Consider the following 21,542-nt stretch of genomic DNA (forward strand, 5'->3'; position numbering starts at 1 on the left):
CGTACTGGGCCATGGCTTGGGGGATGACACGGCGTGGAACGTGGATGCGATATGGGCTGGTTTCGGCCCTGCTGGTCGGGATCCATGTAGGCAGCCTGTGGTTCTTTTCGGAGGGCGTTTATCAGGGCGGCTCAAACGTCCCGCTCATCAAATTCCCGCAGGACGTCGACGTCTTCTTCGTCCTGACCTTCACGCCCAGCCTCATCGGACTCAAGTACCTGGTTTACGACTCCGCCGTTCGTGCGGCCACCAAGAATTTCAGACCACCTGCCGCGATGGTCGTCTTCGCCGCCGGCTACGTGGTGGCCCTGGCGATGGACGTGGCAGCATTCATCGCGTCATCGCAGCCCATTGCCGATTCAGGGTTCGCCATCCTGGTCGCAATCTTCCAGACACCGCTTGTGCTTCTGGCGGCCGGCGCGCTCATCGCGGCAGCCGTTCTGCCGAAGGACAGGCCGCCACGGACGCAGCCGGGCACATCGCAGTAACCATCACCGCTGCGCGGCCTCTTGGAAGACCGGAGGATACTAAGAGAGCCTCCCCCGCCAGTAACGACTGCGTCCCCAGGACGGCCGAAAGGTACACCCATGCCCGCCCGCTTCCTCCCCGCCCACCCGCCCCGCATGCACCTGGTGCTCATGCTGGCGCTCACGTTCTCCACCGGCGTGCTGGACGCGGTGGGCTATCTGGGCCTGGACCGGGTGTTCACGGCAAACATGACAGGCAACGTGGTGATCCTGGGCATGGCGCTTCTGGGCGGCGACAACCTTCCCATCCTCGGCCCCATCGTGGCCCTGGCCGGGTTCATGACCGGTGCCATGATCTCCGGACGTGCACTGCGGCTCAGCAGCGCGGGCTGGAACCGCCGCACCACCACGCTGCTGGTAGGTGTCAGCGCCGTCATGGCGGTTGTGGCAATCGTTCTCCTGACCGGGGTCAACCCGCGGCACAACGAGATCCTGACGGTTGCCATCACCGGCACGCTGGCGGTCACCATGGGTACGCAGGCCGCCACCGCACGTCATCTGAACGTGCGGGACGTCCCCACCGTGGTGGTTACGTCCACCATCACCGGTCTGGCCGCTGACTCACGCCTCGGCGCCGCCACCCACCCCTTCTGGGGGCGGCGGCTTGCTGCCATCGGGCTCATCATGGCCGGCGCTGCCGTGGGCGCAGGTTTCGTGCAGCTCCACCTGGGGCTCGGGGTGCTGCTGACCGCGCTGCTCACCCTTGGGGTCGCCCTGCTGGGCTGGAGTGCCACCAACAGGCACTCTCCCCCACACGCCGCAGACACTGCCGGGGCCGCACCCAGCCCGGGAGCCGCCGTCGTAAGACCTGATCCCCAGGCCGAACCGTAGGCCCCTGCCGCAGAAAAGGCGGTCAGCCCTCGCAGGCCACCCCGTCGCCGTCGCCATCCAGCCCCGAGCGGTACCCGGCCGTTCCTGCGTAGAGCGGCGCTGCTCCGGCAGCCACCACCTCCGCGCAGTTGGCGTAGTAGACAACAGTGCTGCTGGAGGCCGCCGCGACATACGTCGGTGCCGGCTGCCCGGGGCAGCCGCCGAGGATGCCAGCGATCGCGTCATGCTCGGCCTGCGTCACCCACAGGCCGTACCGGGCCTTCACGGAAACCTGCCGGGCGACATACTCACACCGGAAACCCTTGGCCGGCGGCAGCCAGGTGGCGGCGTCGCCGTCGCCCTTTTGCTGGTTGGTGGGCCCGTCCGTGGCCTGGAGGTTCAGGGGATCGTTGGCGAACGCCGTGCGCTGCTCGGTGGTGAGCTGCTGGGCGCCCTTCTGCCAGGCGTCGCTGAGGGCCACCACGTGGTCCATCTGCACGGCGCTGCTGGTGGTGGTGCCGCGGATGAAGTCGATGACGGTGCCCGTGTACGGGTCAGCGAGCACGCCGGTCTTGACCGTGCAGGGGACGCTGTTGACGTACGTAATGTCCGTCAGGTCCCGGTTGAGGATGTCGTTGCGGGTGTCGCAGCCGTTCCGGTCCACGTCCGCCCAGGTGGGTCCGAACAGCGAGCGCTCATACCCCGTCTTGGGCGCGCGGCCCTTCACGGGAAGGGTCTCGAGGAGGTCCGAAGCCGTGGTGGTGTCCGCGGCAACGGCTGGCAGGTTTCCGCCGAAGAGCGCCAGCAGGGCGGACAGGACGACGGCGGCAGCCCAGCGGGTGCCGGACGCGGGCATGGTGGGCAAAGACGTGGACATGCGGTTCCCCAGTTTGTGTGCACGAAAGTTGAGAGGGCCGGGGCTCCACGGCTGCCGACGCCACGGACGAGCTTATCGGCCGCCTACGAGCGATTTCCCCGAACTGGGCCAACTCTTCCCAATTCCTGCGCGAATCCTGTGGCGATATTCAACGGAGGCTAATTCAGCTATCTGATAATGAGTGGGTGGTCACAATTTTCAAAATCCTTCACAATGCCCTGTTTTTTGCTGGCTACCTCTCCATACTCGTACTCGCCCTTGTGGTAAGCCACTTCGGCCGAAAAGACATTGAGATAGCAATTTTTGCAGTTGCCATGTCGATGTACGTGGCCATACTCGTTCTTGGAGCAGCGATTAACCGCAAGAACAAACGGATGGGGCTCGTACAGGAGCCACCAGCAGGTGCGGCAAACCTACCGGGAAGAGTTCACAGCCTGCATGCCTCTGCCTCATACGACCACGACGCCCACACAGTTTGGTCCCTCATTCGCCCTGCTGAAAGCGCGGTCTTCCTCTCAGATGCACGGCGGGCCTTCACTGTTCCCGGCACGCCTCCGGGCGTAGGGGAGCAACAGTGTTTCATCAACCGCGACGGCTCCGTCTCAATTATCGAAGTCATTGGCGAGGAAAGCCCGTGGTGGGCAACGACGAGGCCGATTGCACAGGACGAAGCTAACCGGCGCTATACCTATCGACTCGAGCCCACACCTAACGGCTGCACGCTCACCATGGGAGCTGTTATTGAGCTTCCTGGAAATACTGCCTTCGCCTACGACTCAAATGACTGGTGGGAAATCCATTCTCGGACATACTTTAACCGTATTCAGGAAGTTCTTGCGGCCCGGCAAAACTAATCGGGCGAACAAGGCTCGACCCGGCTCAAGCTGCGAGTCCATCCGCGCCTGGATGCGGGCGCAGGCTCGCAGCAGGCACGGCGACAGCGGCACCCAGCCCGGGTGCCGCCGTCGTGAGTCCAGGTCTGAAGAACCTGCCTAACCGGCAGCCAGGCTTCCCGCTCCGGTCACGAGGCCGGCCGCACCACGATGGCCGAGCCGCACTGGTTGATGGCCGTCCCGGAACTCGAGGCCGCGGTGGCCGTCTTCGTCCCGGTGGCCGACGTATCGGTCAGGGCGAGGCTGTTCACCTCGATGGCCGCGTTCGACTTGGACGCAATGTTCGACGTCACGTCTCCCAGCTCACTTGTCCCCGCCGGCGCAGTGAAGGACGTGGTAGCCGAGTTGGTGCCGTTCCGCACACCGTGAGCGGTCAACAGCAACGCCCCCGCGGTCAGCGGCGTGACGGACGGCGCCCGCACGTCCGGGTAGGCCACCCCGCTGTTGGTGTCAGTGGCCGGGGTGACGTCCAGCGGCGTCGTCGTGTTCGTGCCCTGAACGGCAACAGTGGCCCACGCATACCGGGAGGCGGGCTCCGACACGCTCGGTGCAGTGTCCCCGGCCTGCATCACCCGGTACCAGACCGCCTGGTGCGCCGACGTGGAGCCGGCACTCGTGAAGTCCGCGATGGCCCGCGTCCAGCCCGCCGGAGTGGTGACGTTCGCCGAGCCCGCCACCGTCACCTGGGAGAACAGGAAGACCGTGTCGCCCGGCTGCCAGCCCGCCGGCAGGGTGGGCGTGTACGAGCCGGAGGCAGTCAGCTCGCCGGCCCCCGTCGTGGTGGACCTGACAGAGACGGGGGTCGCCGCCGTTGGTGTCGAGGTAGGAGTCGGCGTCGGAGTGGCTGTTGAAGTCGCCGTTGGAGTTTGAGTCGGCGTCGGCGTCGCTGTTGACGTCGCCGTTGGAGTTGGAGTTGGAGTTGGAGTCGGCGTCGGGCTTGGTGGCGGTGCCGGCCGGGTCAGCGTGAAACTGTCGCTGTAGGTCCCGCCCGACGCGCGGACAAAGCTGCCCGTCAGCGTCGTGTCCGTCACCGATACGTTCAGGAAGCCGTACGTCGGGTTGTTGTTGCTGCCCATGAAGCTCTGGAAGTACGGCGCCGTCGTCGTATTGCTCTCTTTGTTGATCGACCTGCCGCCCGAACCCACCGTGGCCAGGATGGTCCCGGTGCCGGCGGCGAACTGGCCGGTGGGGTTCGTGTCCGCCACACAGTCAGGGTTGAAGCTGCTGACCGGGATGGCCGTGCAGCTGCCATTGAGGGCGAGCGGGTAGCTGCGCGCATACGCGTGGTCATGCGCCTGCAGGTACAGGTCCACCTTCTTGGCCACCAGCAGGTTCATCAGGTCCGGGCTGGCAGCGCACGGGTAGTTGACCATCGACAGGCAGTACATGTGCATCCCGACGACGACGAACGGGATGCCGGCGGCCCGTGCCGCGTCGATCGTCGAGGACACGAACTGGTAGCCCTGGGTGCCCTCCCTATAGGACCAGTTGGTGGTGCTGCCGTCGAAAGTCAGCTTCGGCGACACCATGATCACCCGGACCAGCGGGCTGCCGGCCGGGTAGTCCGTGTAGAACTGCTGGCCATAGTCGCCCGACGATCCGAGCTTGTCCGGCAGGCACGCGGCGAAGTTGGACCACACGCCGTCGGGTCCGTTGTCCTCGTGGTTCCCGGCCACCACCTCGTAGGGCATCGTTCCCGCGTGCTGCGAGACGAAGGAGCACCAGGACGATTCCGGGGTGATCTGGGAGTAGGACATGTCGCCGAGGTTGAAGAAGGCCGAGGTCCCGGCGTTCCGTGCCGCGTCGATCACCTTGCCGGTCACCGTGTTGCCGCCGGTATCGCCGGCGAACCCCAGGCTCACCGTTGCTGCAGCGGTGGCCTTGGTCTCCCGCGACGTGGCGAGGAAGTACACGTTGGCGAGGACGAGTCCCAGGGCCAGCAGGCATGCCAGCAGCCAGCGCAGCGGGTGGGGCAGTGCACCGTGCGGTGCATGGTGGGATGGCTGGCGCGCGTTCATCGACAGCTCCATTCGGTGGCGCGGCGCAACCCGTTGGCTGCCGCGGAATACCCGACGACGGTCGTCGCGGCGCCCGCCCCTGTCACCGAAGTCGCCGCCCCGGACACGCCGGTGAACTGGCCGTCAGACCCCGGCGGCAGGACCCGGGCGCTCTTGCCGATCCACATCACCGCCTGTGGCCGCGATGCACGGACGGACGGTGTGCTGCCAACGCCTACGGCAATTCCGGCAGCCCCGCCCTGCGCGCTTGAGGCGGGCCCCGCGGCTGCTGCACCCAGATCGGTAACAGGTCCGGCGGCTCCCCAAGCGACTGCGTGGGTTCCCTCGCTCACGGCGCTTTGGCCCAGCGCCTGCCCGGTTGGATCGATGGCAAGCACTATGCCGCCACGTCCAGCCAGGTCTGGGAGGACTTTCGGTGTACCGTCGGGCGCCCACAGGACAGCCATGCCGCCGTCGCCAATGGCCACTCCTCCGATGGTGCCGTCCCGGCCAATCGCGAACGGATGGCCGCCCCGCGCACCGGCTGGCAGTGTAAGCTCGCGCGGTGCCGCCGTCACGCTGGACCAGACCGCCGGGTGCTCGTCCTCATCGGCACCCGGCCCGTCCGCGTGGTCATCGTTGGCGACCAAAACACCGGCAACGACGCCGCTGTCCGATATTGCCGATGGCATCGCAACGTTTCCGGGGCCCGCGTCAAGCGGATGGTACTGGCCGTTCTGCCACCACCAGCCCACCAGCATCTCCTGGCTGGCGTCATACCCGGTGCCGACCACGACTCCGTCCTTGTTCACCGAGGCGGGGACCGGAACCTCAAGCGGGATGGACAGCGCCGTCGGCTGGCCGTTCTGCCACAGGACCGGCGCCGACCCGCCGTTGGACGTGTCAGCGATGCCGACCACCAGGCCGCTGCTGCTGGCCGCGATTGCGTTGCTGCCGCGGCCTCCCAGTCCGGGGAGCAGCCGCGCCGTGCAGTTGGTGGCAGTGGGCAAGCCTGCCGGAGCGGCCGTCGCCGCTACGGGCACCATCACCACGGCGCCCTCCAGCGCGAGCAGCGCGGCGGTCAGGAGCGCCTGGGGCCGCCGTATCCCCCGGCCGCTGCCACTCTGGTTCGATTTGGTGGATCCGTCGTCCCGCACTGTTGCTCCCAGGAGTTTGAGCTCCAGACTTCCAGCAGCATCTGCAGCACAATCGACCACGGCCATGGCGGCCCTGTTCCTACGAGGCTAGGACCCGGGTCAACCGGAAGTCACGAGTACGGGGTACCTAATTCCCGGCGCCGCCCGTACTTGGGGGATATCCCCCTAACCTGCGCCGAGGCACCCAAGCCGGGTGCCGTCGTCGTACGTTCGCTACTTGAGCTTCGGCACCAGCACCGGCGTGGTCTTCTTGTACGCCTCGTAGTCCGGCTGGCCGCCCCACGTCTTGTCGGCCTTCTTCTCCAAAGGCGGCACGCCGCTGCCCTTGGTGAGAAGCAGGGTCACGAACACCGGGGAAATGAGGGCTGCCCATTGCCAGCCCTGCAGTACCGGTAGGGCGATGATGGCCACGCCCACCCAGAGGGTGATCTCGCCGAAGTAGTTGGGGTGGCGGGACTTTGACCACAGGCCGGTGCTGATGAACCGGCCCTTGTTGGCGGGGTCGGCCTTGAAACGGGTCTTCTCGAGGTCCGCCACGGTCTCGATGGTGATGCCCGCGGCCCACACCAGCAGGCCCGCCCAGAAGAACCCGTCCAGGCCCACCTTCCTGTCCGAGGTGATGGCCACCCAGGCGAGCGCCGCGGTGAGCACCACCCACAGGCCCTGGATGGTCCAGGTGTTCAGGAAGCGGAAGAAGTCCGGCTTGAGTTCGTCGAAGCGGTCGTCCTTGCCGTGCTTGCGGATGCGCAGGAACAGGAAGCTGCCCAGCCGCGCCGCCCACAGCACCACCATGGCCGCCAGCAGCATGCCGCGGGCGTCCACCCCCGGGGAGGCCAGTACCAGGAACACGGTGATGGAGATGTAGGTCAGGGCGCCGGTGAGGTCGTAGAACTTCTCCGTCTGCGCCTTGTAGGACGGGATGAACACCAGCCACTGGATCACGAATGCGGCCGCCACCCCAAGCGCGAACACCGGGAACCCGCCGATCCTTGACCCGCCCTCGCTGCCGGCGAGGGCGATGAGCACGGCCACCACCACGGCTACGAGGATACTGATAATCGCCTTGCGGCTGTTTCCGTTCATGCGGCCCGGTCCTTCCCTACGGCCTGCCGCGCGCTGCTGCACGGCTGGTCCCCCGCCCCTTTTTGAAGGGACGGTTACATCCAACAACGCCTTGCGCGCTGTCCACCCAGTCTTCGGAGCGGAGGGGCTGTTGTATGGGTGGACCAGTCCGGCCGCCTCACCGGCACCGAACTGCTGCTGCAGGAGTCCCCGACCCCAGGAGTACACCATGAGCCGCCGCGCCAGGAACTGGCTGACCGCCTACATTGTCACCGCCTTGATCTTCGCCGTCCTGGATGTGGCCTGGATCCTGCTGGTGGCCAACCCCCAGTACCAGAACCAGATCGGCCACCTGCTGGCGCCGAAGGCCAACCTGCCCGGCGCCGTCCTGTTCTATGCCATCTTCGTGGCCGGCATGGTGCACTACGGCGTCCGGCCCAACCACCCGGAGGCCACGCTCCGGCAACGCGTGGCGGGCGCTGCCCTCTTCGGTTTCTTCACCTATGCCACGTGGGCGCTGACGGCCTTCGCAGTGCTCAGGGACTTCCCCGCCGTGGTGGCGGTAACGGACATCCTCTGGGGAGCCGCGGCCTGCAGCGCCGTGACCTGGCTGACCGCAACGCTGCTTCGGCGCCGCCTCGCTCGGCCCGCAGCTGCGTGACGCCGTGAGCCAAACTGGCCCAGTTTTCACGGGTGGGCTGCCAAAAATCCACGGGAGTACTGGCAAACGCTCCTGAAAACTGGGCCAGTTGGGCACGGCAGGGGTAAAGGTCAGCCGAACAGCGCCGCCACCCGGGTCAGGGTCTCGTAGACGCCGTAGGCCAGGGGCACGCCCACCAGGGCCCAGCCGACGGCGAGCTTCCCGGCAGAGGTGTTGACGGGCGTTTGGTGATTGTTGCTTGGAACAGTGCTCATCTCAGGCCTCCATGGCTGGTTCGTGCCGCTCGGGGCGGGGTTCGTGGAATCGGGCATCAACGGGTTTGACCAGCAGGTTGGCCACAAAGCCGATGATGAGCAGGGCCACCATGGTCAACAGCGCCGGCTGGTAGGACGCCGCGTTCAGCTGGCCGGGCTTGCCCTGGGCGTCCAGGAACGCGTTGACGATCAGCGGCCCGGCCACGCCGGCGGCGGACCAGGCGGTGAGCAGCCTGCCATGGATTGCGCCCACCTGGAAGGTACCGAAGAGGTCCCGCAGGTACGCCGGGACCGTGGCGAACCCGCCGCCGTAGAAGGAGATGATCACAAACGCGAGCGCCACGTACAGGATGGTGGTGCTGGAGCCGGCCAGGGCCAGGATAGTGTAGAGCACTGCGCCGACGCCCAGGTACACCATGTAGATGCGCTTGCGGCCGGTGACGTCGGAGGTGGCGGACCAGGCGAACCGGCCGGACATGTTGCCGATGGACAGCAGTCCCACGAAGCCCGCCGCGACACCGGCACTGACCAAGGACTTGCCGTCGGCCTGCCGGAAGAAGTCCTGGATCATGGGTGCGGCCTGCTCCAGGATGCCGATGCCGGCGGTGACGTTGCAGAACAGCGCCACCCAGACGAGCCAGAACTGGCGCGTCTTGATGGCGTTCTTAGCGGAAACGTTCTCCCTGGTCACCAGCTTGGCGGCCTTGACCGTCGCGGGGTCGAACCCCGCGGGCCGCCAGCCGTCCGCAGGCACCTTGATGGTGAACGCGCCGAAGAGCATGTACACGAGGTAGACGACGGCGAGGGTGAGGAAGAGCTTCCCGACGGCGTCGCCGCTGGCCACCCAGCCCTGGGCGCCGGAGTTGGGGTCGTAGGCCTTGAGCAGGGCCTGCGATACCGGGCTGGCGATCAGCGCGCCGCCGCCGAAGCCCATGATCGCCATGCCGGTGGCCAGGCCGGGCCGGTCCGGGAACCACTTGATCAGCGTGGACACGGGCGAGATGTAACCGATTCCCAGGCCGACGCCGCCCACCACGCCGTAGCCCAGGTAGACCAGCCAGAGTTGACGCGTGAAGATGCCCAGCGAGCCGATGAGGAAGCCGCCAGCCCAGAACATGGCGGCGGTGAACATCGCTTTGCGGGGCCCGTTGGTGTCCACCCAGGTGCCCATGACCGCGGCGGACAGGCCCAGCATCACGATGGCGATGGAGAAGATCACGCCGATCTCGGTCAGGCTGGCGCCGAAGTGCTTGACCAGCGCTGTCTTGTAGACACTGGTGGCGTAGGCCTGGCCAATGCAGAGATGGACGGCGAGCGCGGCCGGCGGGACGAGCCAGCGGTTGAAGCCCGGCGGGGCGATGGAGTGGTCACGGTCCAGGAAGCCCATGATTGATTCCCTTGCTGTTGGAAGACGACGGTGTCCAGAGGCTAAAGGCTCATACCCGGGCCCGTTTGCCTTCGGCAATCATCCGGCAGATCATCAGCAAACGTACTAATGGCGCGCCGAGCGGCTGGGTTTTTACGGTGAGCGGGCGGTTCCCGCCTAGGACCGGCCCAGGGTTTCCAGCAGGGCAACCGCGGCGGCGGTGCCGTCTTCCTCCCGCATCCGCATCCCGGTTTCCCCGGCCTGCCCGCGCAGGCCGGGGGTCTGGGCCAGTGCGCGGCTGAGCCGGGCCGCGGTGAGTTTACGGTACGGAATGGCCTTCGGTGCCAGCCCGGCCCGGTTGAGCAGGTGGCCCCAAAACGGCTGGTCGGCGATGAAGGGCACCACCACGGACGGGATGCCTGCCCGGGCTGCGGCATGGGCAGTGCCGGCGCCGCCGTGATGGATGGCTGCCACGGCATGCGGAAAGACCAGGTGGTGTGCCAGCGATTCCCTGACCAAGACATCGGAGCCCCTGAGGCCGGGGGCAACGCTGATGCCGCCCCAGCCTTCGGCAACCAGTGTCCGTAAATTGTTGTTGCGGGCCGCGGCAATGATGGCTTCACCCCGTGCCGCTGCGTCGCCTGCCTTCATGGAGCCGAATCCCGCATAGACAAAGGGCCCGGCGTTGATGAATTCCTCCAGTTCCGGATCCGGCTTGGCGGCGGGTGGCTCCCCGGCCCAGTGGCCGGTGAGGTGGACACTGGCGGGCCAGTCGGCGGGGCGGGGCAGAAGCTGCGGGCTGACCGGGATCGCGGTGGCATCTGGTCCCGCTTTCCACAGGGGCACGGTGTGAGGCCCTGCTCCAGGTGGCAGGGCGTGGACGGCGCTTCGCAGCTCACGCCGGAACATCAGGGCAGCCAGCTGTGATGTCCGGTAGCTGGCGCGGTTCAAAGGGCCCAGGTTGCGCGTGGTGATGAAGCGGGCGGGGAACTCACCGGTGGGGGTCAGCGAAGGAACTGTCTCCACCAGCACCGAGGGTATGCCGAGGCTGCGTGCGGCGGCTGGAGCGCTGAGGACCTTTGGGTGGTAGACCACAACGTCCGGAGCAAAGGCGATGACGTGCTCCACGGCAGCTGACAGGAGCCGGGCCATGCCTGGGCGGATCACTGTGCGGAATGCCCTGGCCGCGGCCCGGGGTGAGACACCGCGGTCTGCGACGAGCTGGGCAAAGTCGATGTGCAGGCTGACGGTGTCAAGGCCTGCCGGGTCCGCTCCGGGATTCTCGGGGATGGCGGTCCTGACCTGGTGCCCGCGTGAACCTGCGGCCCTGGCCAACGCGAAGAAGGGCTCCACGTCTCCACGCGATCCGGCAGTCAGCAGCATGATCTTCATTGCGCAGCGCTCCCCTCCGGGCTGTAGAAACCACAGCATACAAGGGCCCCACCCACTGCTGTACGTTGGACCGGTACCCGTCAGTAGCAAGCTGGAAGCAGGTGCCGCATGGACGCGGACGTCATCATCATCGGCGGCGGGCTGGCCGGGCTGGTGGCCAGCAACGAGCTGGTCCGGGCCGGCAGGCGCGTGGCCATCGTGGACCAGGAAAACGAGGCCAACCTGGGCGGGCAGGCGTTCTGGTCGCTGGGCGGGCTCTTCCTGGTGGACACCCCGATGCAGCGGCGCCTGGGCGTGAAGGATTCCTTCGAGCTGGCGTGGCAGGACTGGCAGGGCTCGGCGCAGTGGGACCGGCTCACCGGCGCGCATCCCGAGGACGAGTGGGCGCGGCAGTGGGGCCGCGCGTACGTGGAGTTCGCCGCCGGCGGGAAGCGCGCATGGCTGCGGGAGCACGGCATCCGGTTCACGCCCCTGGTGGGCTGGGCCGAACGCGGGGACGGCAGGGCCGGCGGCCACGGCAACTCGGTTCCCCGCTTCCACGTCCCGTGGGGCACCGGCACCGGGATTTCGGAGCCCTTCGCCACGCGTGCCCGGGAGGCTGAGTCGGCAGGACGCGTCCAGTTTTTCTTCCGGCACCGGGTGGACGGTTTAACGTACGACGGCGGCACGGTCACCGGGGTGCGCGGCTCGGTGCTGGCACCCGACGCGTCTCCGCGGGGAGTGTCCTCCAACCGGGACATCGTCGGGGAGTTCGAGCTGCGGGCCCAGGCGGTGGTGATTGCCTCAGGCGGGATCGGCGGCAACCACGGGCAGGTGCGGCGCTGGTGGCCGGAGCGGCTGGGGACACCGCCGCGGAAGATGGTCACCGGGGTGCCGGCGCACGTGGATGGGCGGATGCTGGACATCGCCGATGACGCCGGCGCCCGGCTGGTGAACCGCGACCGGATGTGGCACTACACCGAGGGAATCCAGAACTGGAACCCCATCTGGCCGGACCACGCCATCCGGATCCTGCCGGGACCGTCCTCGCTCTGGTTCGATGCCCTGGGCCGGAGGCTCCCCTCCCCCGGACTGCCCGGCTACGACACCCTGGGCACCCTGCGGCTGCTGCGGACCACCCCGGACATCCAGCAGTACGACCACTCCTGGTTCATCCTCAACCAGCGGATCATCGAGAAGGAGTTTGCACTCTCCGGCTCCGAGCAGAACCCGGACATCACCGGCCGGGACCTCAAGCTGCTGCTCCGTACCCGGCTGGGCCGTGGTGCGGGTGCTCCCATCGAGGCGTTCAAGGAGCACGGCGCGGACTTCGTGGTGGCGGACAACCTTGCGGACCTGGTCCGCGGGATGAACAGGCTGACGGAGCATCCGCTGCTGGACTACGCCCAGCTCAAGCGGCAGATAGAGGAGCGCGACGCCGAGATCCGGAACCCCTACTCCAAGGACATCCAAGTGGCGGGGATCCGCAACAGCCGGCGCTATCTGGGCGACCGGCTGTTCCGCACGGTGAAGCCGCACCGGATCCTGGACCCGGCCGCCGGTCCGCTCATCGCGGTCCGGCTGCACGTGGTGACGCGGAAAACGCTGGGCGGGATCCAGACCAACCTTGACGGCCAAGCCCTTGGGCAGGATGGCTCCCCCATCCCCGGGCTCTATGCCGCAGGGGAGGCAGCCGGTTTCGGCGGCGGCGGCGCCCACGGCTACAACGCCCTGGAAGGAACGTTCCTGGGCGGCTGCATCTTCACCGGCCTCACGGTGGGCCGCTCACTCGCCCGTGCACTCTGACCAGGCTTCGTACCCAGGCCCCGCGTCGCCGTCGTACGCTCCACGTCCCTGGCTGCTGCGCACTTAAGATGAGTCATGGACTTCGAGGACGCGCTCTTGACCGCAGTGGGCGCCGCGCTGATTCTTCTGATGGTCGCCGACGTCTTCCTCACCCTGCTGTATCCCCACGGCTCGGGGCCGGTGGGGCGCACGATCATGCGCGGGGTCTGGCTGCTGTCCCGGAAGCTTCGTGGCGGCGCTTCCTCGGGCGAGGCGCCAATTGCCATGGCTGCCGTGATCGCCGCCTGGGCTGCCCTGGCCGCGGTGGGCTGGGCACTGCTCTACCTTCCCCACCTGCCAGACGGTTTTTCCTACTCACCGGACGTCAGGCCGCAGGCCGACTTCCTGGAAGCCCTGTACGTCTCGTTGGTGGCACTCTCCACCGCGGGCTTCGGCGAGATTGTCGCCACCCATCCACTGCTTCGCCTGGTGATGGCATTCCAGGCCGTTGCCGGCTTCGGCCTGTTGACCGCCACCGTCTCCTGGATCCTGCAGACCTACCCGGCGCTGAGCCGCCGCCGGGTCCTTGCGCACCGGCTGAACCTTTTCCGGGAAGCGGCAGGAGCGTCCGGCATTGCCTCCCTGGAACCCAGGCATGCGGCGGGGCTGCTGGAATCGATGGCCGAGAACGTGGCGTCGGTCAGCATCGATCTGCTCTCGTTCCACGAAACCTACTACTTCCAGGAGAGGGAGCAGCGGGGGTCCCTGCCGGCCACGGTCGCCTACGCCCACCGGCTGGCGTCCGAGGCCCAGGACAGTGACAACCCCGAACTTCGCTTTGCCGGCCGGATGCTCTTCGCGGCACTTGATGACCTGGCCAACGTCCTCCGCGGAAAGTTCGGCCATGTGGGGGAATCATCCTCCGATGTCTTCGACCACTACGAACTCCACCACAGGCACCGGCGGCCGCCGGAGCCCGGGCGGTAGCCGCCGCTGATAGAGGAGCAGGCCCGGCGTCGCGTGGTCTCTTCCCGCATCCTGCCGGGGCCGGTGAAGCGACTGGTCACGGTCATGACGCAGTAGCCACGGTGCTGGCAATTTCCCTCGCCACGTCAATGACGGCGTCAACACGCCGGGGCCGGCGCCCCCCGGGCGGGACGGCAGCGACCACGCCGTTGCGCGGCACGTCGTCCGCCACGGGAACCAGGACGACGCCGGATCCTGGATAAAGGTGTTCCATCCCGGGCCAGACGTTGTGGACGCTGTAGGCCTGGCCGCTTGCGACGATGCCGCGGATCGTTTCGGACACCACGCTTTTCCAGCGGACGCGCGGCTCGACGCCGGCCGACTGGAACATGGCCAGGACGCGCTCGGCGCTGGGCGGAACGTTGAACAGGACCGCGTCCTGGTCCGCGAGGTCGGCGAAGTGCAGTGACTTGCGGCCCGCGAGAGGGTGGTTGGCAGGCAGGAGGAAGTGCATCCGGGACTCTGCGATGGGGAGGAGGTCCACGCCGGGAACAGCCTGGAGCGAGTAGACAAAGGCCGCGTCAAGGGAACCATCGGCGGCAGCCTGCTGCAGTTCCTCGGCCGCGCCTTCAGTGAAGTCCAGTTCAATCTCGGGCCAGCGCCTTCCCACTTCGGCCAGGAGCCGTGGCATCAGGCGGGGGCTGATGGCCACCATGCACCCGATCGACACGCGTCCGCGCAGTTCCTCCCAGCCGGAACGCACGGCATCCGGAATCTCGGCTGCCTCCCCCAGGACACGGCGTGCCCGTGCCCCCAGCGCTTCGCCTGCAGCAGTGGGCACCACGCGCTTGGACCGGGTCCGCAGGAAGAGTTCGACGCCGAGCGCCCGCTCGAGCTGGGCGATGGCCATCGACGCTGCGGCCTGGGAGATGTTGCTGTTCCTGGCTGCATCAGTCACGGAACCGGCATCGAGGACGGCAACGAAGTACTGGAGTTGGCGGAGGGTGAATTCGGCTGGCATAAGTTTTCCTGATCAGACTGCTCAAATTGATTGATTATACAAATGTTGTGTGCCGCACCACACTTAAGGCAGCCCCGAACCAAAGGAGATTCCCATGGCGCGCCACCGCTCCCCCTTCGTCATTACACTCGGTACGGCCGGCGGTCCCCGCTGGTGGGCCGCCGCCGACTCGGGCGAACGGACCGGGATCGCCACCGCTGTTGTCGTCGGCGACGCGTTCTACCTTGTTGACTGCGGCCAGGGGGCGGGCAAGCGGCTTGCCCAGGCGGGCCTGGACCTGAAGGACCTGCGGGCGCTGTTCATCACCCACCTTCACTCCGACCACGTGTATGACCTCGCCGGCCTGGGCATCTTCGGCCTTTACGCCCTCCAGCACCGAACGGACGATCCCGTCCGCATCATCGGACCGGGCGACCGGGGCGCGCTGCCCCCGGTGTCGCCGCGCGCCGCCGTCGCCCCCGCACCCCTCGCCCCCGGGAATCCCACGCCGGGAACCCGGCACATGTTCGAAACCCTGATGGCCGCCCACGCAACGGACCTCAACGACCGGATCCTCGACAGCCTCAAGCCCAGCCCCCTGGATGTCTTCCGGGCGGAAGACATCCAGCTTCCCGAAGGCACCGGATACCACCCCAACAGCAACCCAACTCCGCAGATGGACCCCTTCGAGGTCTACCGCGACGACCTCGTCACCGTCACGGCGATCCTCGTGGAGCATCCACCGGTGGCCCCGGCGTTCGCCTTCCGGTTCGACACCGCGGAAGGCTCAGTGACCATCTCCGGAGACACGTGCTTCACGCAGAATCTGGTCACCCTGGCACAGGACACCGACCTTCTGCTGCACGAAGCGATCGACTTCGACTGGGTCGAACAGCTGTACGGCGACAAAACAGACGGCGCGTCACATGCCGCCCGCGACCATCACTACAAGTCGCATACAAGCGCGCGCGACGCCGCCAAAGCGGCCCAAGCGGCGGGCGCCCGGCAGCTCGCATTGCACCACCTCGTCCCCGGCCACGCACCCGACCGGGTGTGGCTGGAAGCAGCGGAACACTTTTCCGGCCGCTTCGTCCTGCCCAACGACCTCGACACCATCCCTTTCGGCTCCCAGCGCTGAGAATTACGTCAGGAAAACGACATGGCTTCCACAACCCCGCTCATCACCGGCGACCAGACCGTCTCGCTCAATACCCGGGACATGCGCCGCATCCTCGGTTCGTCCTTTATCGGCAGCGCCATTGAGTACTACGACTTCATGCTCTATGCAACGGCGGCGTCGCTGGTGTTCGACAAGGTGTTCTTTGCCGGCCTGGGCCCGGGATTTTCGCTCTTTGCCTCTTTCGCGACGCTCGCGGCCGGTTACCTCGCACGGCCACTCGGCGGCATCGTGTTCGGTCACTTCGGCGACCTGCTCGGGCGTAAGAGGATGCTCGTGGTGTCGATGCTGATCATGGGCTTCGCCACGGTTGCGATCGGCCTCCTGCCCACAGCGGCGCAGGCCGGCATGGTGGGGCCGGTCGCCCTGGTGCTGCTGCGCCTCATCCAGGGCATCGCGGTGGGCGGCGAATGGGGAGGCGCCGCGCTCATGGCAATCGAGCACGCTCCCGCGGAACGCCGCGGATTCGCCGCCGCGTTCGCCAACGCCGGCGGCCCGGCCGGTGCCATCCTCGGCACCCTGGCACTCTCACTGTTCGCAGCCCTGTCCGGTGGGGACTTCCTGGTGTGGGGCTGGCGGATCCCGTTCCTGCTGAGCACCGTGCTGATCGTCGTCGGCCTCGTGATCAGGCTCAAGGTCTCCGAAACTCCCGCGTTCCAGCAGCTCCAGGCGGCCGGTGAACAACGGCGGGTGCCGCTGCTCGACGTCCTGCGCAACAACTCACGTGCAGTGCTCCTGGGCCTGGCCGCCACCACTGCCTTCTATGTATGCCAGGCAATGACCACCGTATGGGGCGTATCTGTCGCGGTGGAGAACGGGGCCGATAAAAACGGTGTGCTGAACATCAAGGCCGGCGCTGCAGTCCTGACCCTTGTCCTTTGTTTCTATTCGGCGCGCCTCAGCGACCGGATCGGCCGGAACCGTGTTCTCATCGGGGCCTCCGTCCTCGGCATGGTCCTCACCTACCCCATCCTCATGCTGATCACCAACGGGACCCTTTGGGGCTTTGGCCTGGCGATAGTGCTCGGAAACGGACTCGTCCAGGGCTTTCTCTATGGGCCCATCGCCGCCTACGTCGCCGAGCAGTTCCCCACGCGCAACCGCTACACCGGGGCCTCACTCGCCTACCAGGGCGCCTCCATGCTGGGAGCCGGGTTCACACCCCTGATCGTCACCGGCCTGAGCCTGGCCGGCGGAGGAAGCATCTGGCTTATCGGAGTCTTCTGGATTGTTGTCCTGGGTGCGGCCGCGGCGGCGGTACGCTTCACCCCCGAGGGCACACGCCGGGACGTTCAGTGACTGCCGGCTGGACCAGCAGCCCGGCGTTGCCTGCCGGAAAGCGGAGTCCGTTGTCGCTGTGAGTGCCCAGGCGTAGACTCAGCCCACCATCGACCCGGAGGCGGGAAGCCATGAAGAGCATCCGGGCGCAGGCCCTCGAAGCGGAACAGAACGCCAGGCTCACCCCGGGCGGCGACGAGCGGTTTTCCGGGTACGGCGTCATGGGCCTTCCCTTCAGCTCCGGACACGTCCTGGCCATGCGGCGCTTCCCCGTGACCAGCGTGGGGCCGGGTTACAGCTCCGTTTGGCTTCGCCGGCCAACCGGCAGGTGGACCATCTATGCCGACGCCCCGCCCGAGGTCTCCTGCGCCCGCTATTTCGGTGCGGCCCTGGATGACGCCGTCCAGTGCGGCGTCGATGTCAGCTGGACGGCGGATAACGCCTTCACCGCCACGATCGGCCGCGACGACGTGGACCTGACCTGGACGGTGGAGCTGGCGGCCACTCCCATCACCACTTCCATGAGCGCCATCATGAGCGCGCTGCCCCACGCGCTCCTCTCGAACACAGCGTTCCTCAAGGCCATGAGTGCCGCTGCCGGGCCCATGCTCGGCGCGGGCCGGCTCGGACTGGCGGGCCGCGTTCCCAACAAGCAGGGATTCCGGGCCAAACCGCGGCGCATGTGGTTCATCTCCCGCAGTTCGGCAACCCTTGGCGGCGAGGACCTCGGCAGCCCGCAGCCGTTGCCCGCCCAGACCCGGCTGGGCGATTTCTGGATTCCCCAGCGGGGCATCTTCGTGATCGGCGCTTCGGCCTTCGACACGTTCGATCCCGCGCAGCACCTTCCGGCCACCGCCCGCAGCAGCCCGTAGGCTACCTCCGCCTATGCGATGACCTGCGCGATGACCTGTGCGGTATCCGGATGTGGATGGGCCGGAAACGGCGCGGGCCGATGGTTTCGCCCCGGCTGGTCAGCGCCACGGCAGCAACCACGAGCCACGTCGTGGCCGCCTGCCCCCAGGGGTAGACCTGCTGGGGGACTCCGGGCGTCGTCGGGTTGAGGATGAACTGGAATGCCGCCAGGCTCGCGTGCATCAGCGCCGCCACGAACACACTGCCCGTGTGGTCGTAGACCCAAACCATGAGCACCCGGTAGGCCGTCAGCTGGCCGACGAGTACCGCGGCTGCCCACAGCGACATGAAGACCGCCAGCGGCACGCCGCCGTTCGTGCCGCCACCGCCCCAGTAGTTGACGAAGAAGTGCCAGGCACCCCACAGCACCCCCACCAGCAGCCCTGTCCAGAGAACGCTGAAGTGCTGCCTTGCCCGGGGAATGGCGAACCCCGTCCAGCCGATCTCCTCGAGGGGCCCGACCACCAGCCCCAGCACGACCGCCGTGACGAGCGTCCCTGCCCTGTCCGGCCCCGTGGCAATCCTCGGCGCATAATTCAGGGAAGACATCCACAGCACCAGCACGGGAGCGGCCAGCGTTACTGGTGCGACCAGCAGGGCGAAGAGGTACCAGCGGCCCTCGACCCGCCACTTCACCAGCCGGGCCCACAGGTCCCGGTACCCTTCCCGTCCCGACACGATTCCGGTCAGGACCAGGCTGGCCACCGCGGGTCCCAGCAGCATCGCCGGCACCGTGGCGGGGATGGTGAGCTGGAACTGCTCCGGCGTCGGCGAGAGGCCGCCGGTGACGGCCCATACGGCCGAGACAATGGCGCCCCAGGACAGGGTGAAGGTCACGGCGAAGTACCACGGCAGCGGATGCCTGCGCACCGATGTCGCCAGGGCATGCATGGGAACCTCCCCGCGTTTCAGGCCACGAGCCGGGCCACCAACTCCCCCCGGCTCCCAACGCCGACTTTCCCGAAGACCGACTTCAGGTGGTCATGCACGGTGTGCGGGGAGATGAACAGGTGCCTGGCGATGTCCGCCGTCGGATTTCCGGACAGCACCTCCAGGCAGACGTCCCGCTCCCGGGCCGTAACCCCGTACGCCATCAGCAGCAGGCTGGCCAGTTCATGGGTGGTGGCGGGCTCCACGGTGACCACCATCTGCTCCGGGTCGTCCCCCGTGATCAGCCGGCTGGCCTGCAGCACCACCCAGTTGTTCCCGGCGTCGCGCATCCTGGCCCGCGCCGTTCCGGAGGCAGCCGCATGCGCCTGCGCCACGACCGAATAGAGCGTCATGCTGAACCTGCCGGGGGCGGCTTCCTCCACCTCGGCCAGCCAGGTGGCGGCCGCGGAGGTGGCCGCGCGCAGCTCGCCGTGCAGCCCGGCCAGGACAATGACGGGTCCGACGGCGGCCTGCCACACCGGGTGCGCCACACGGACGGCGACCCTGGTAGCGGCCGCAAGGGTGGCTGTCACCGCGTCCAGGAATTCGAGCTCGCGGTCGGTAAAGTCGCGGCCGCCGTCGCGGAAAATGCTGCCCACTCCCCAGCACGTGTCGTCCACGCGGAACGCCGCCCGCAGCTCGTGTTCCAGGCCCTGCGGCTTGAGCAGGTCGTTGATGCGGACGCTGCGCACCACCTCCCGGTGCGGCGCGTCCGACATCCTGGCGATGGCATGCGGCCGGCGCAGCAACTCGGCGAAGGTGTTGGGTTCCTGTCCGGTGTATTCGGTCTGGGCAAAACGGAGGCTGTACTCCTCGTACTGGTCCTTGCCCACCGGCCAGGGCTGCCAGTTGGTGATGGACGTCATGACCATTGAATCGGGGTCGACGGCGGCCCAGCACCCCTGCTCGAACGGCACCTCGCGCTGCACGACGGCGAGGGCCGAGGTGTAGAGGTCTGCCAGGCCCATCCCGCCGGCAGCCAGTGCTGCGATGTCCCGCCGGGCACGCTCCGCGCGCTCCTCCCACATACCTCAAGTATCGTCCCGGACGGCGGCGCGGCAATCCCCTAATTTGGGGGGCTCCCAAGCACCCCGAAACCCCCGGTGAGGGGATCGCGGCGGTGCGTGGCGCCGTCGTACTTTTCCCTTATGGATGCCGGACCAGGCCCGGCGTCACCGGATCAAAGGAGGTTGCAATGGGACAGGCACGCGATGTCATGGACCGGCTGATGGCGGCCATGGAGTCGAAGGACAAGGACGCGCTGGCTGGCTGCTATGCCGCCGACGCGGTACTGGACACGCCGGACCAGGGGGAGATTACCGGACGCGCGGCAATCGCGGACTATTACTTCCATTTCTGGGAGGCCATGCCGGACGTCAGGTACGAGTTCGTGGACAAGCATGAGGCCGGGAACGTGGCCATCGATGAAGGCTTCGTGACGGGTACGAACACCGGCGCGCTCAACCTGCCCACCGGCGGGACACTTCCGCCCACCGGCCGGCAGGTCCGGGTCAGGAGCTGCGACGTCGCCAGGGTGGAGGCCGGCGCGATCACCGCATACCGTGCCTACTTCGACCAGATGGAACTCCTGGGACAGCTCGGGCTGCTCCCGGAACCGTCCAGGCAGTAGGAGGCTAGACTGGCCGGGTAAGGACGGATTGGGGGATCCAGGGCGGTGTCTGCTGCCTTTTCCGCTGGTCGGTCGCCGGCCAATGCAAAGGACCACCGTGGCCTTCTTCCAGGATTTTCCCGTCCCTCCCCTGCCACCCCGGCCCCGTGCCGCCCAGCACGCCCCGCCGCCGTGGGCCGCCCCGCCAGCCTACGAACTGCCGGCCGTTGTGCACCTCGGCGCCTTCCTGCACCGCAGCCCGACGACGGTCGTCGCGCTGCGAAGTGCCGAGGTGTTCTCAACGGGTGTGTCGTTCAACCTGTCGTGGGTCTTCCGCCGGGGGGAAGAAAACGAGGAGGCCTGGGATGAAAGGCGCGGCTTGTTCTTCCGGCCCATGGGCATGCACCAGGGCAGGGCCACCCGGTCCGCGCTGATGTTCGGTGTCCAGCTTCCCGACGGTTCGAGGGCCAGTTCCGGCCATCAGGTGCCGTACGGGCTCATGGGCACCGGCGGGCAGCCAGCGCCTCCAACGCTTGCCCTCAACAACGGCGGCGGCGGCGGTGGCGATGACGAACTTGCCGGCACCGGAACCCTCTGGCTGTGGCCGCTTCCCCCTGCCGGCGACCTCCGGTTGTTTGCCCAGTGGACCGACTTCGGCCTCGACGAAACGTCCATCACGCTCGACGGCGGCCGGCTGCGGGATGCCGCTTCCGGCGTTCAGCAGTACTGGCCCGGGGAGGGCAGCAGCAATGGGTAGTTTCACTGGGCTTGTCCTGTACGCGGTCTTCGTCGCCGTCTTCTTCTACATCCTGTACGCCGTGGTGCGTGCCGCGGTCCGGGACGGGATCGGCCAGGCTGACGAGCGGCGGCGGCGCCACGCCGCGGTGCTGGACAGAGATGGCGCATAGGC

Annotated in this window: 22 protein-coding genes; 12 read left to right on the forward strand and 10 right to left on the reverse strand. The window is 67.5% G+C overall.

What is annotated here, in order from left to right; all coding sequences use genetic code 11:
• Positions 1-23 precede the first annotated feature (23 nt).
• Together AC2JAJ_RS02675 and AC2JAJ_RS02680 are read left to right on the forward strand one after the other, a co-directional pair.
• Complete coding sequence (locus AC2JAJ_RS02675; RefSeq protein WP_501053343.1) at positions 24-488, forward strand: hypothetical protein; 465 nt, start codon at positions 24-26, stop codon at positions 486-488.
• 99 nt (positions 489-587) lie between these two features.
• Positions 588-1,358, forward strand: coding sequence for a YoaK family protein (locus AC2JAJ_RS02680; protein WP_486414364.1), 771 nt, complete (start codon positions 588-590; stop codon positions 1,356-1,358).
• Positions 1,359-1,380: 22 nt separating this feature from the next.
• Here AC2JAJ_RS02680 and AC2JAJ_RS02685 read toward each other — a convergent pair whose 3' ends face one another.
• On the reverse strand, positions 1,381-2,214 hold the full coding sequence (locus tag AC2JAJ_RS02685; RefSeq protein WP_486414363.1) for a GmrSD restriction endonuclease domain-containing protein: 834 nt from the start codon (positions 2,212-2,214) through the stop codon (positions 1,381-1,383).
• A 185-nt stretch (positions 2,215-2,399) separates the two neighbouring features.
• On the opposite strand from AC2JAJ_RS02685, the gene AC2JAJ_RS02690 reads away from it, so the two are divergent.
• Positions 2,400-3,068: a hypothetical protein gene (locus AC2JAJ_RS02690; RefSeq protein WP_486414362.1), complete on the forward strand. Its 669-nt coding sequence runs from the start codon at positions 2,400-2,402 to the stop codon at positions 3,066-3,068.
• Between the two features lie 167 nt (positions 3,069-3,235).
• Here the strand turns inward: AC2JAJ_RS02690 and AC2JAJ_RS02695 are convergent, their stop codons facing one another.
• From AC2JAJ_RS02695 to AC2JAJ_RS02705, 3 genes are all read right to left on the reverse strand, one after another.
• Positions 3,236-5,125, reverse strand: coding sequence for a metallophosphoesterase (locus AC2JAJ_RS02695; protein ID WP_486414361.1), 1,890 nt, complete (start codon positions 5,123-5,125; stop codon positions 3,236-3,238).
• Positions 5,122-6,327, reverse strand: a complete 1,206-nt coding sequence (locus AC2JAJ_RS02700) for a hypothetical protein (RefSeq protein WP_486414360.1) — start codon at positions 6,325-6,327, stop codon at positions 5,122-5,124. The genes AC2JAJ_RS02695 and AC2JAJ_RS02700 overlap by 4 nt, the downstream gene beginning before the upstream one ends.
• Positions 6,328-6,474: 147 nt before the next feature.
• Positions 6,475-7,344: a DUF1295 domain-containing protein gene (locus AC2JAJ_RS02705; RefSeq protein ID WP_486414359.1), complete on the reverse strand. Its 870-nt coding sequence runs from the start codon at positions 7,342-7,344 to the stop codon at positions 6,475-6,477.
• A gap of 208 nt (positions 7,345-7,552) precedes the next feature.
• Here AC2JAJ_RS02705 and AC2JAJ_RS02710 point away from each other — a divergent pair, with 208 nt between their 5' ends.
• Entirely contained in the window at positions 7,553-7,984 is a 432-nt protein-coding gene (locus AC2JAJ_RS02710; protein ID WP_486414358.1) for a DUF2177 family protein, read from the forward strand.
• A gap of 110 nt (positions 7,985-8,094) precedes the next feature.
• Here AC2JAJ_RS02710 and AC2JAJ_RS02715 read toward each other — a convergent pair whose 3' ends face one another.
• The 3 genes from AC2JAJ_RS02715 to AC2JAJ_RS02725 form a co-directional block, all read right to left on the reverse strand.
• Positions 8,095-8,238: an MFS transporter small subunit gene (locus tag AC2JAJ_RS02715; protein ID WP_486414357.1), complete on the reverse strand. Its 144-nt coding sequence runs from the start codon at positions 8,236-8,238 to the stop codon at positions 8,095-8,097.
• A gap of 1 nt (position 8,239) precedes the next feature.
• Positions 8,240-9,625 (reverse strand): OFA family MFS transporter, encoded by a 1,386-nt coding sequence (locus AC2JAJ_RS02720; RefSeq protein WP_486414356.1) that lies wholly within the window; start codon positions 9,623-9,625, stop codon positions 8,240-8,242.
• Positions 9,626-9,781: 156 nt separating this feature from the next.
• Positions 9,782-10,996 (reverse strand): glycosyltransferase, encoded by a 1,215-nt coding sequence (locus AC2JAJ_RS02725; RefSeq protein ID WP_486414355.1) that lies wholly within the window; start codon positions 10,994-10,996, stop codon positions 9,782-9,784.
• A 108-nt stretch (positions 10,997-11,104) separates the two neighbouring features.
• Here AC2JAJ_RS02725 and AC2JAJ_RS02730 point away from each other — a divergent pair, with 108 nt between their 5' ends.
• Together AC2JAJ_RS02730 and AC2JAJ_RS02735 are read left to right on the forward strand one after the other, a co-directional pair.
• Complete coding sequence (locus tag AC2JAJ_RS02730; protein WP_486414354.1) at positions 11,105-12,781, forward strand: FAD-binding dehydrogenase; 1,677 nt, start codon at positions 11,105-11,107, stop codon at positions 12,779-12,781.
• Positions 12,782-12,856: 75 nt separating this feature from the next.
• Complete coding sequence (locus AC2JAJ_RS02735; protein WP_486414353.1) at positions 12,857-13,747, forward strand: potassium channel family protein; 891 nt, start codon at positions 12,857-12,859, stop codon at positions 13,745-13,747.
• Between the two features lie 82 nt (positions 13,748-13,829).
• Here the strand turns inward: AC2JAJ_RS02735 and AC2JAJ_RS02740 are convergent, their stop codons facing one another.
• The gene (locus tag AC2JAJ_RS02740) at positions 13,830-14,747 is read right to left on the reverse strand and encodes a LysR substrate-binding domain-containing protein (protein ID WP_501053344.1); all 918 of its coding nucleotides are present in this window, start codon (positions 14,745-14,747) and stop codon (positions 13,830-13,832) included.
• A gap of 94 nt (positions 14,748-14,841) precedes the next feature.
• Between AC2JAJ_RS02740 and AC2JAJ_RS02745 the strand changes: the two genes are divergently transcribed.
• The 3 genes from AC2JAJ_RS02745 (at position 14,842) to AC2JAJ_RS02755 (ending at position 18,053) form a co-directional block, all read left to right on the forward strand.
• Positions 14,842-15,864 (forward strand): MBL fold metallo-hydrolase, encoded by a 1,023-nt coding sequence (locus tag AC2JAJ_RS02745; protein ID WP_486414351.1) that lies wholly within the window; start codon positions 14,842-14,844, stop codon positions 15,862-15,864.
• 21 nt (positions 15,865-15,885) lie between these two features.
• Entirely contained in the window at positions 15,886-17,202 is a 1,317-nt protein-coding gene (locus AC2JAJ_RS02750; RefSeq protein ID WP_486414350.1) for an MFS transporter, read from the forward strand.
• 110 nt (positions 17,203-17,312) lie between these two features.
• Complete coding sequence (locus AC2JAJ_RS02755) at positions 17,313-18,053, forward strand: hypothetical protein (protein WP_486414349.1); 741 nt, start codon at positions 17,313-17,315, stop codon at positions 18,051-18,053.
• Between the two features lies 1 nt (position 18,054).
• Here the strand turns inward: AC2JAJ_RS02755 and AC2JAJ_RS02760 are convergent, their stop codons facing one another.
• Together AC2JAJ_RS02760 and AC2JAJ_RS02765 are read right to left on the reverse strand one after the other, a co-directional pair.
• Positions 18,055-18,984 (reverse strand): CPBP family intramembrane glutamic endopeptidase, encoded by a 930-nt coding sequence (locus AC2JAJ_RS02760; RefSeq protein ID WP_486414348.1) that lies wholly within the window; start codon positions 18,982-18,984, stop codon positions 18,055-18,057.
• A 17-nt stretch (positions 18,985-19,001) separates the two neighbouring features.
• Positions 19,002-20,051, reverse strand: coding sequence for a LuxR C-terminal-related transcriptional regulator (locus AC2JAJ_RS02765; RefSeq protein ID WP_501053346.1), 1,050 nt, complete (start codon positions 20,049-20,051; stop codon positions 19,002-19,004).
• A 167-nt stretch (positions 20,052-20,218) separates the two neighbouring features.
• On the opposite strand from AC2JAJ_RS02765, the gene AC2JAJ_RS02770 reads away from it, so the two are divergent.
• The 3 genes from AC2JAJ_RS02770 (at position 20,219) to AC2JAJ_RS02780 (ending at position 21,540) form a co-directional block, all read left to right on the forward strand.
• Complete coding sequence (locus AC2JAJ_RS02770; protein ID WP_473693604.1) at positions 20,219-20,653, forward strand: ester cyclase; 435 nt, start codon at positions 20,219-20,221, stop codon at positions 20,651-20,653.
• 97 nt (positions 20,654-20,750) lie between these two features.
• Complete coding sequence (locus AC2JAJ_RS02775) at positions 20,751-21,389, forward strand: hypothetical protein (protein ID WP_486414346.1); 639 nt, start codon at positions 20,751-20,753, stop codon at positions 21,387-21,389.
• The gene (locus AC2JAJ_RS02780) at positions 21,382-21,540 is read left to right on the forward strand and encodes a hypothetical protein (RefSeq protein ID WP_486414345.1); all 159 of its coding nucleotides are present in this window, start codon (positions 21,382-21,384) and stop codon (positions 21,538-21,540) included. The genes AC2JAJ_RS02775 and AC2JAJ_RS02780 overlap by 8 nt, the downstream gene beginning before the upstream one ends.
• Positions 21,541-21,542 lie beyond the last annotated feature (2 nt).

The organism is Arthrobacter sp. MOO21 (assembly GCF_057369995.2).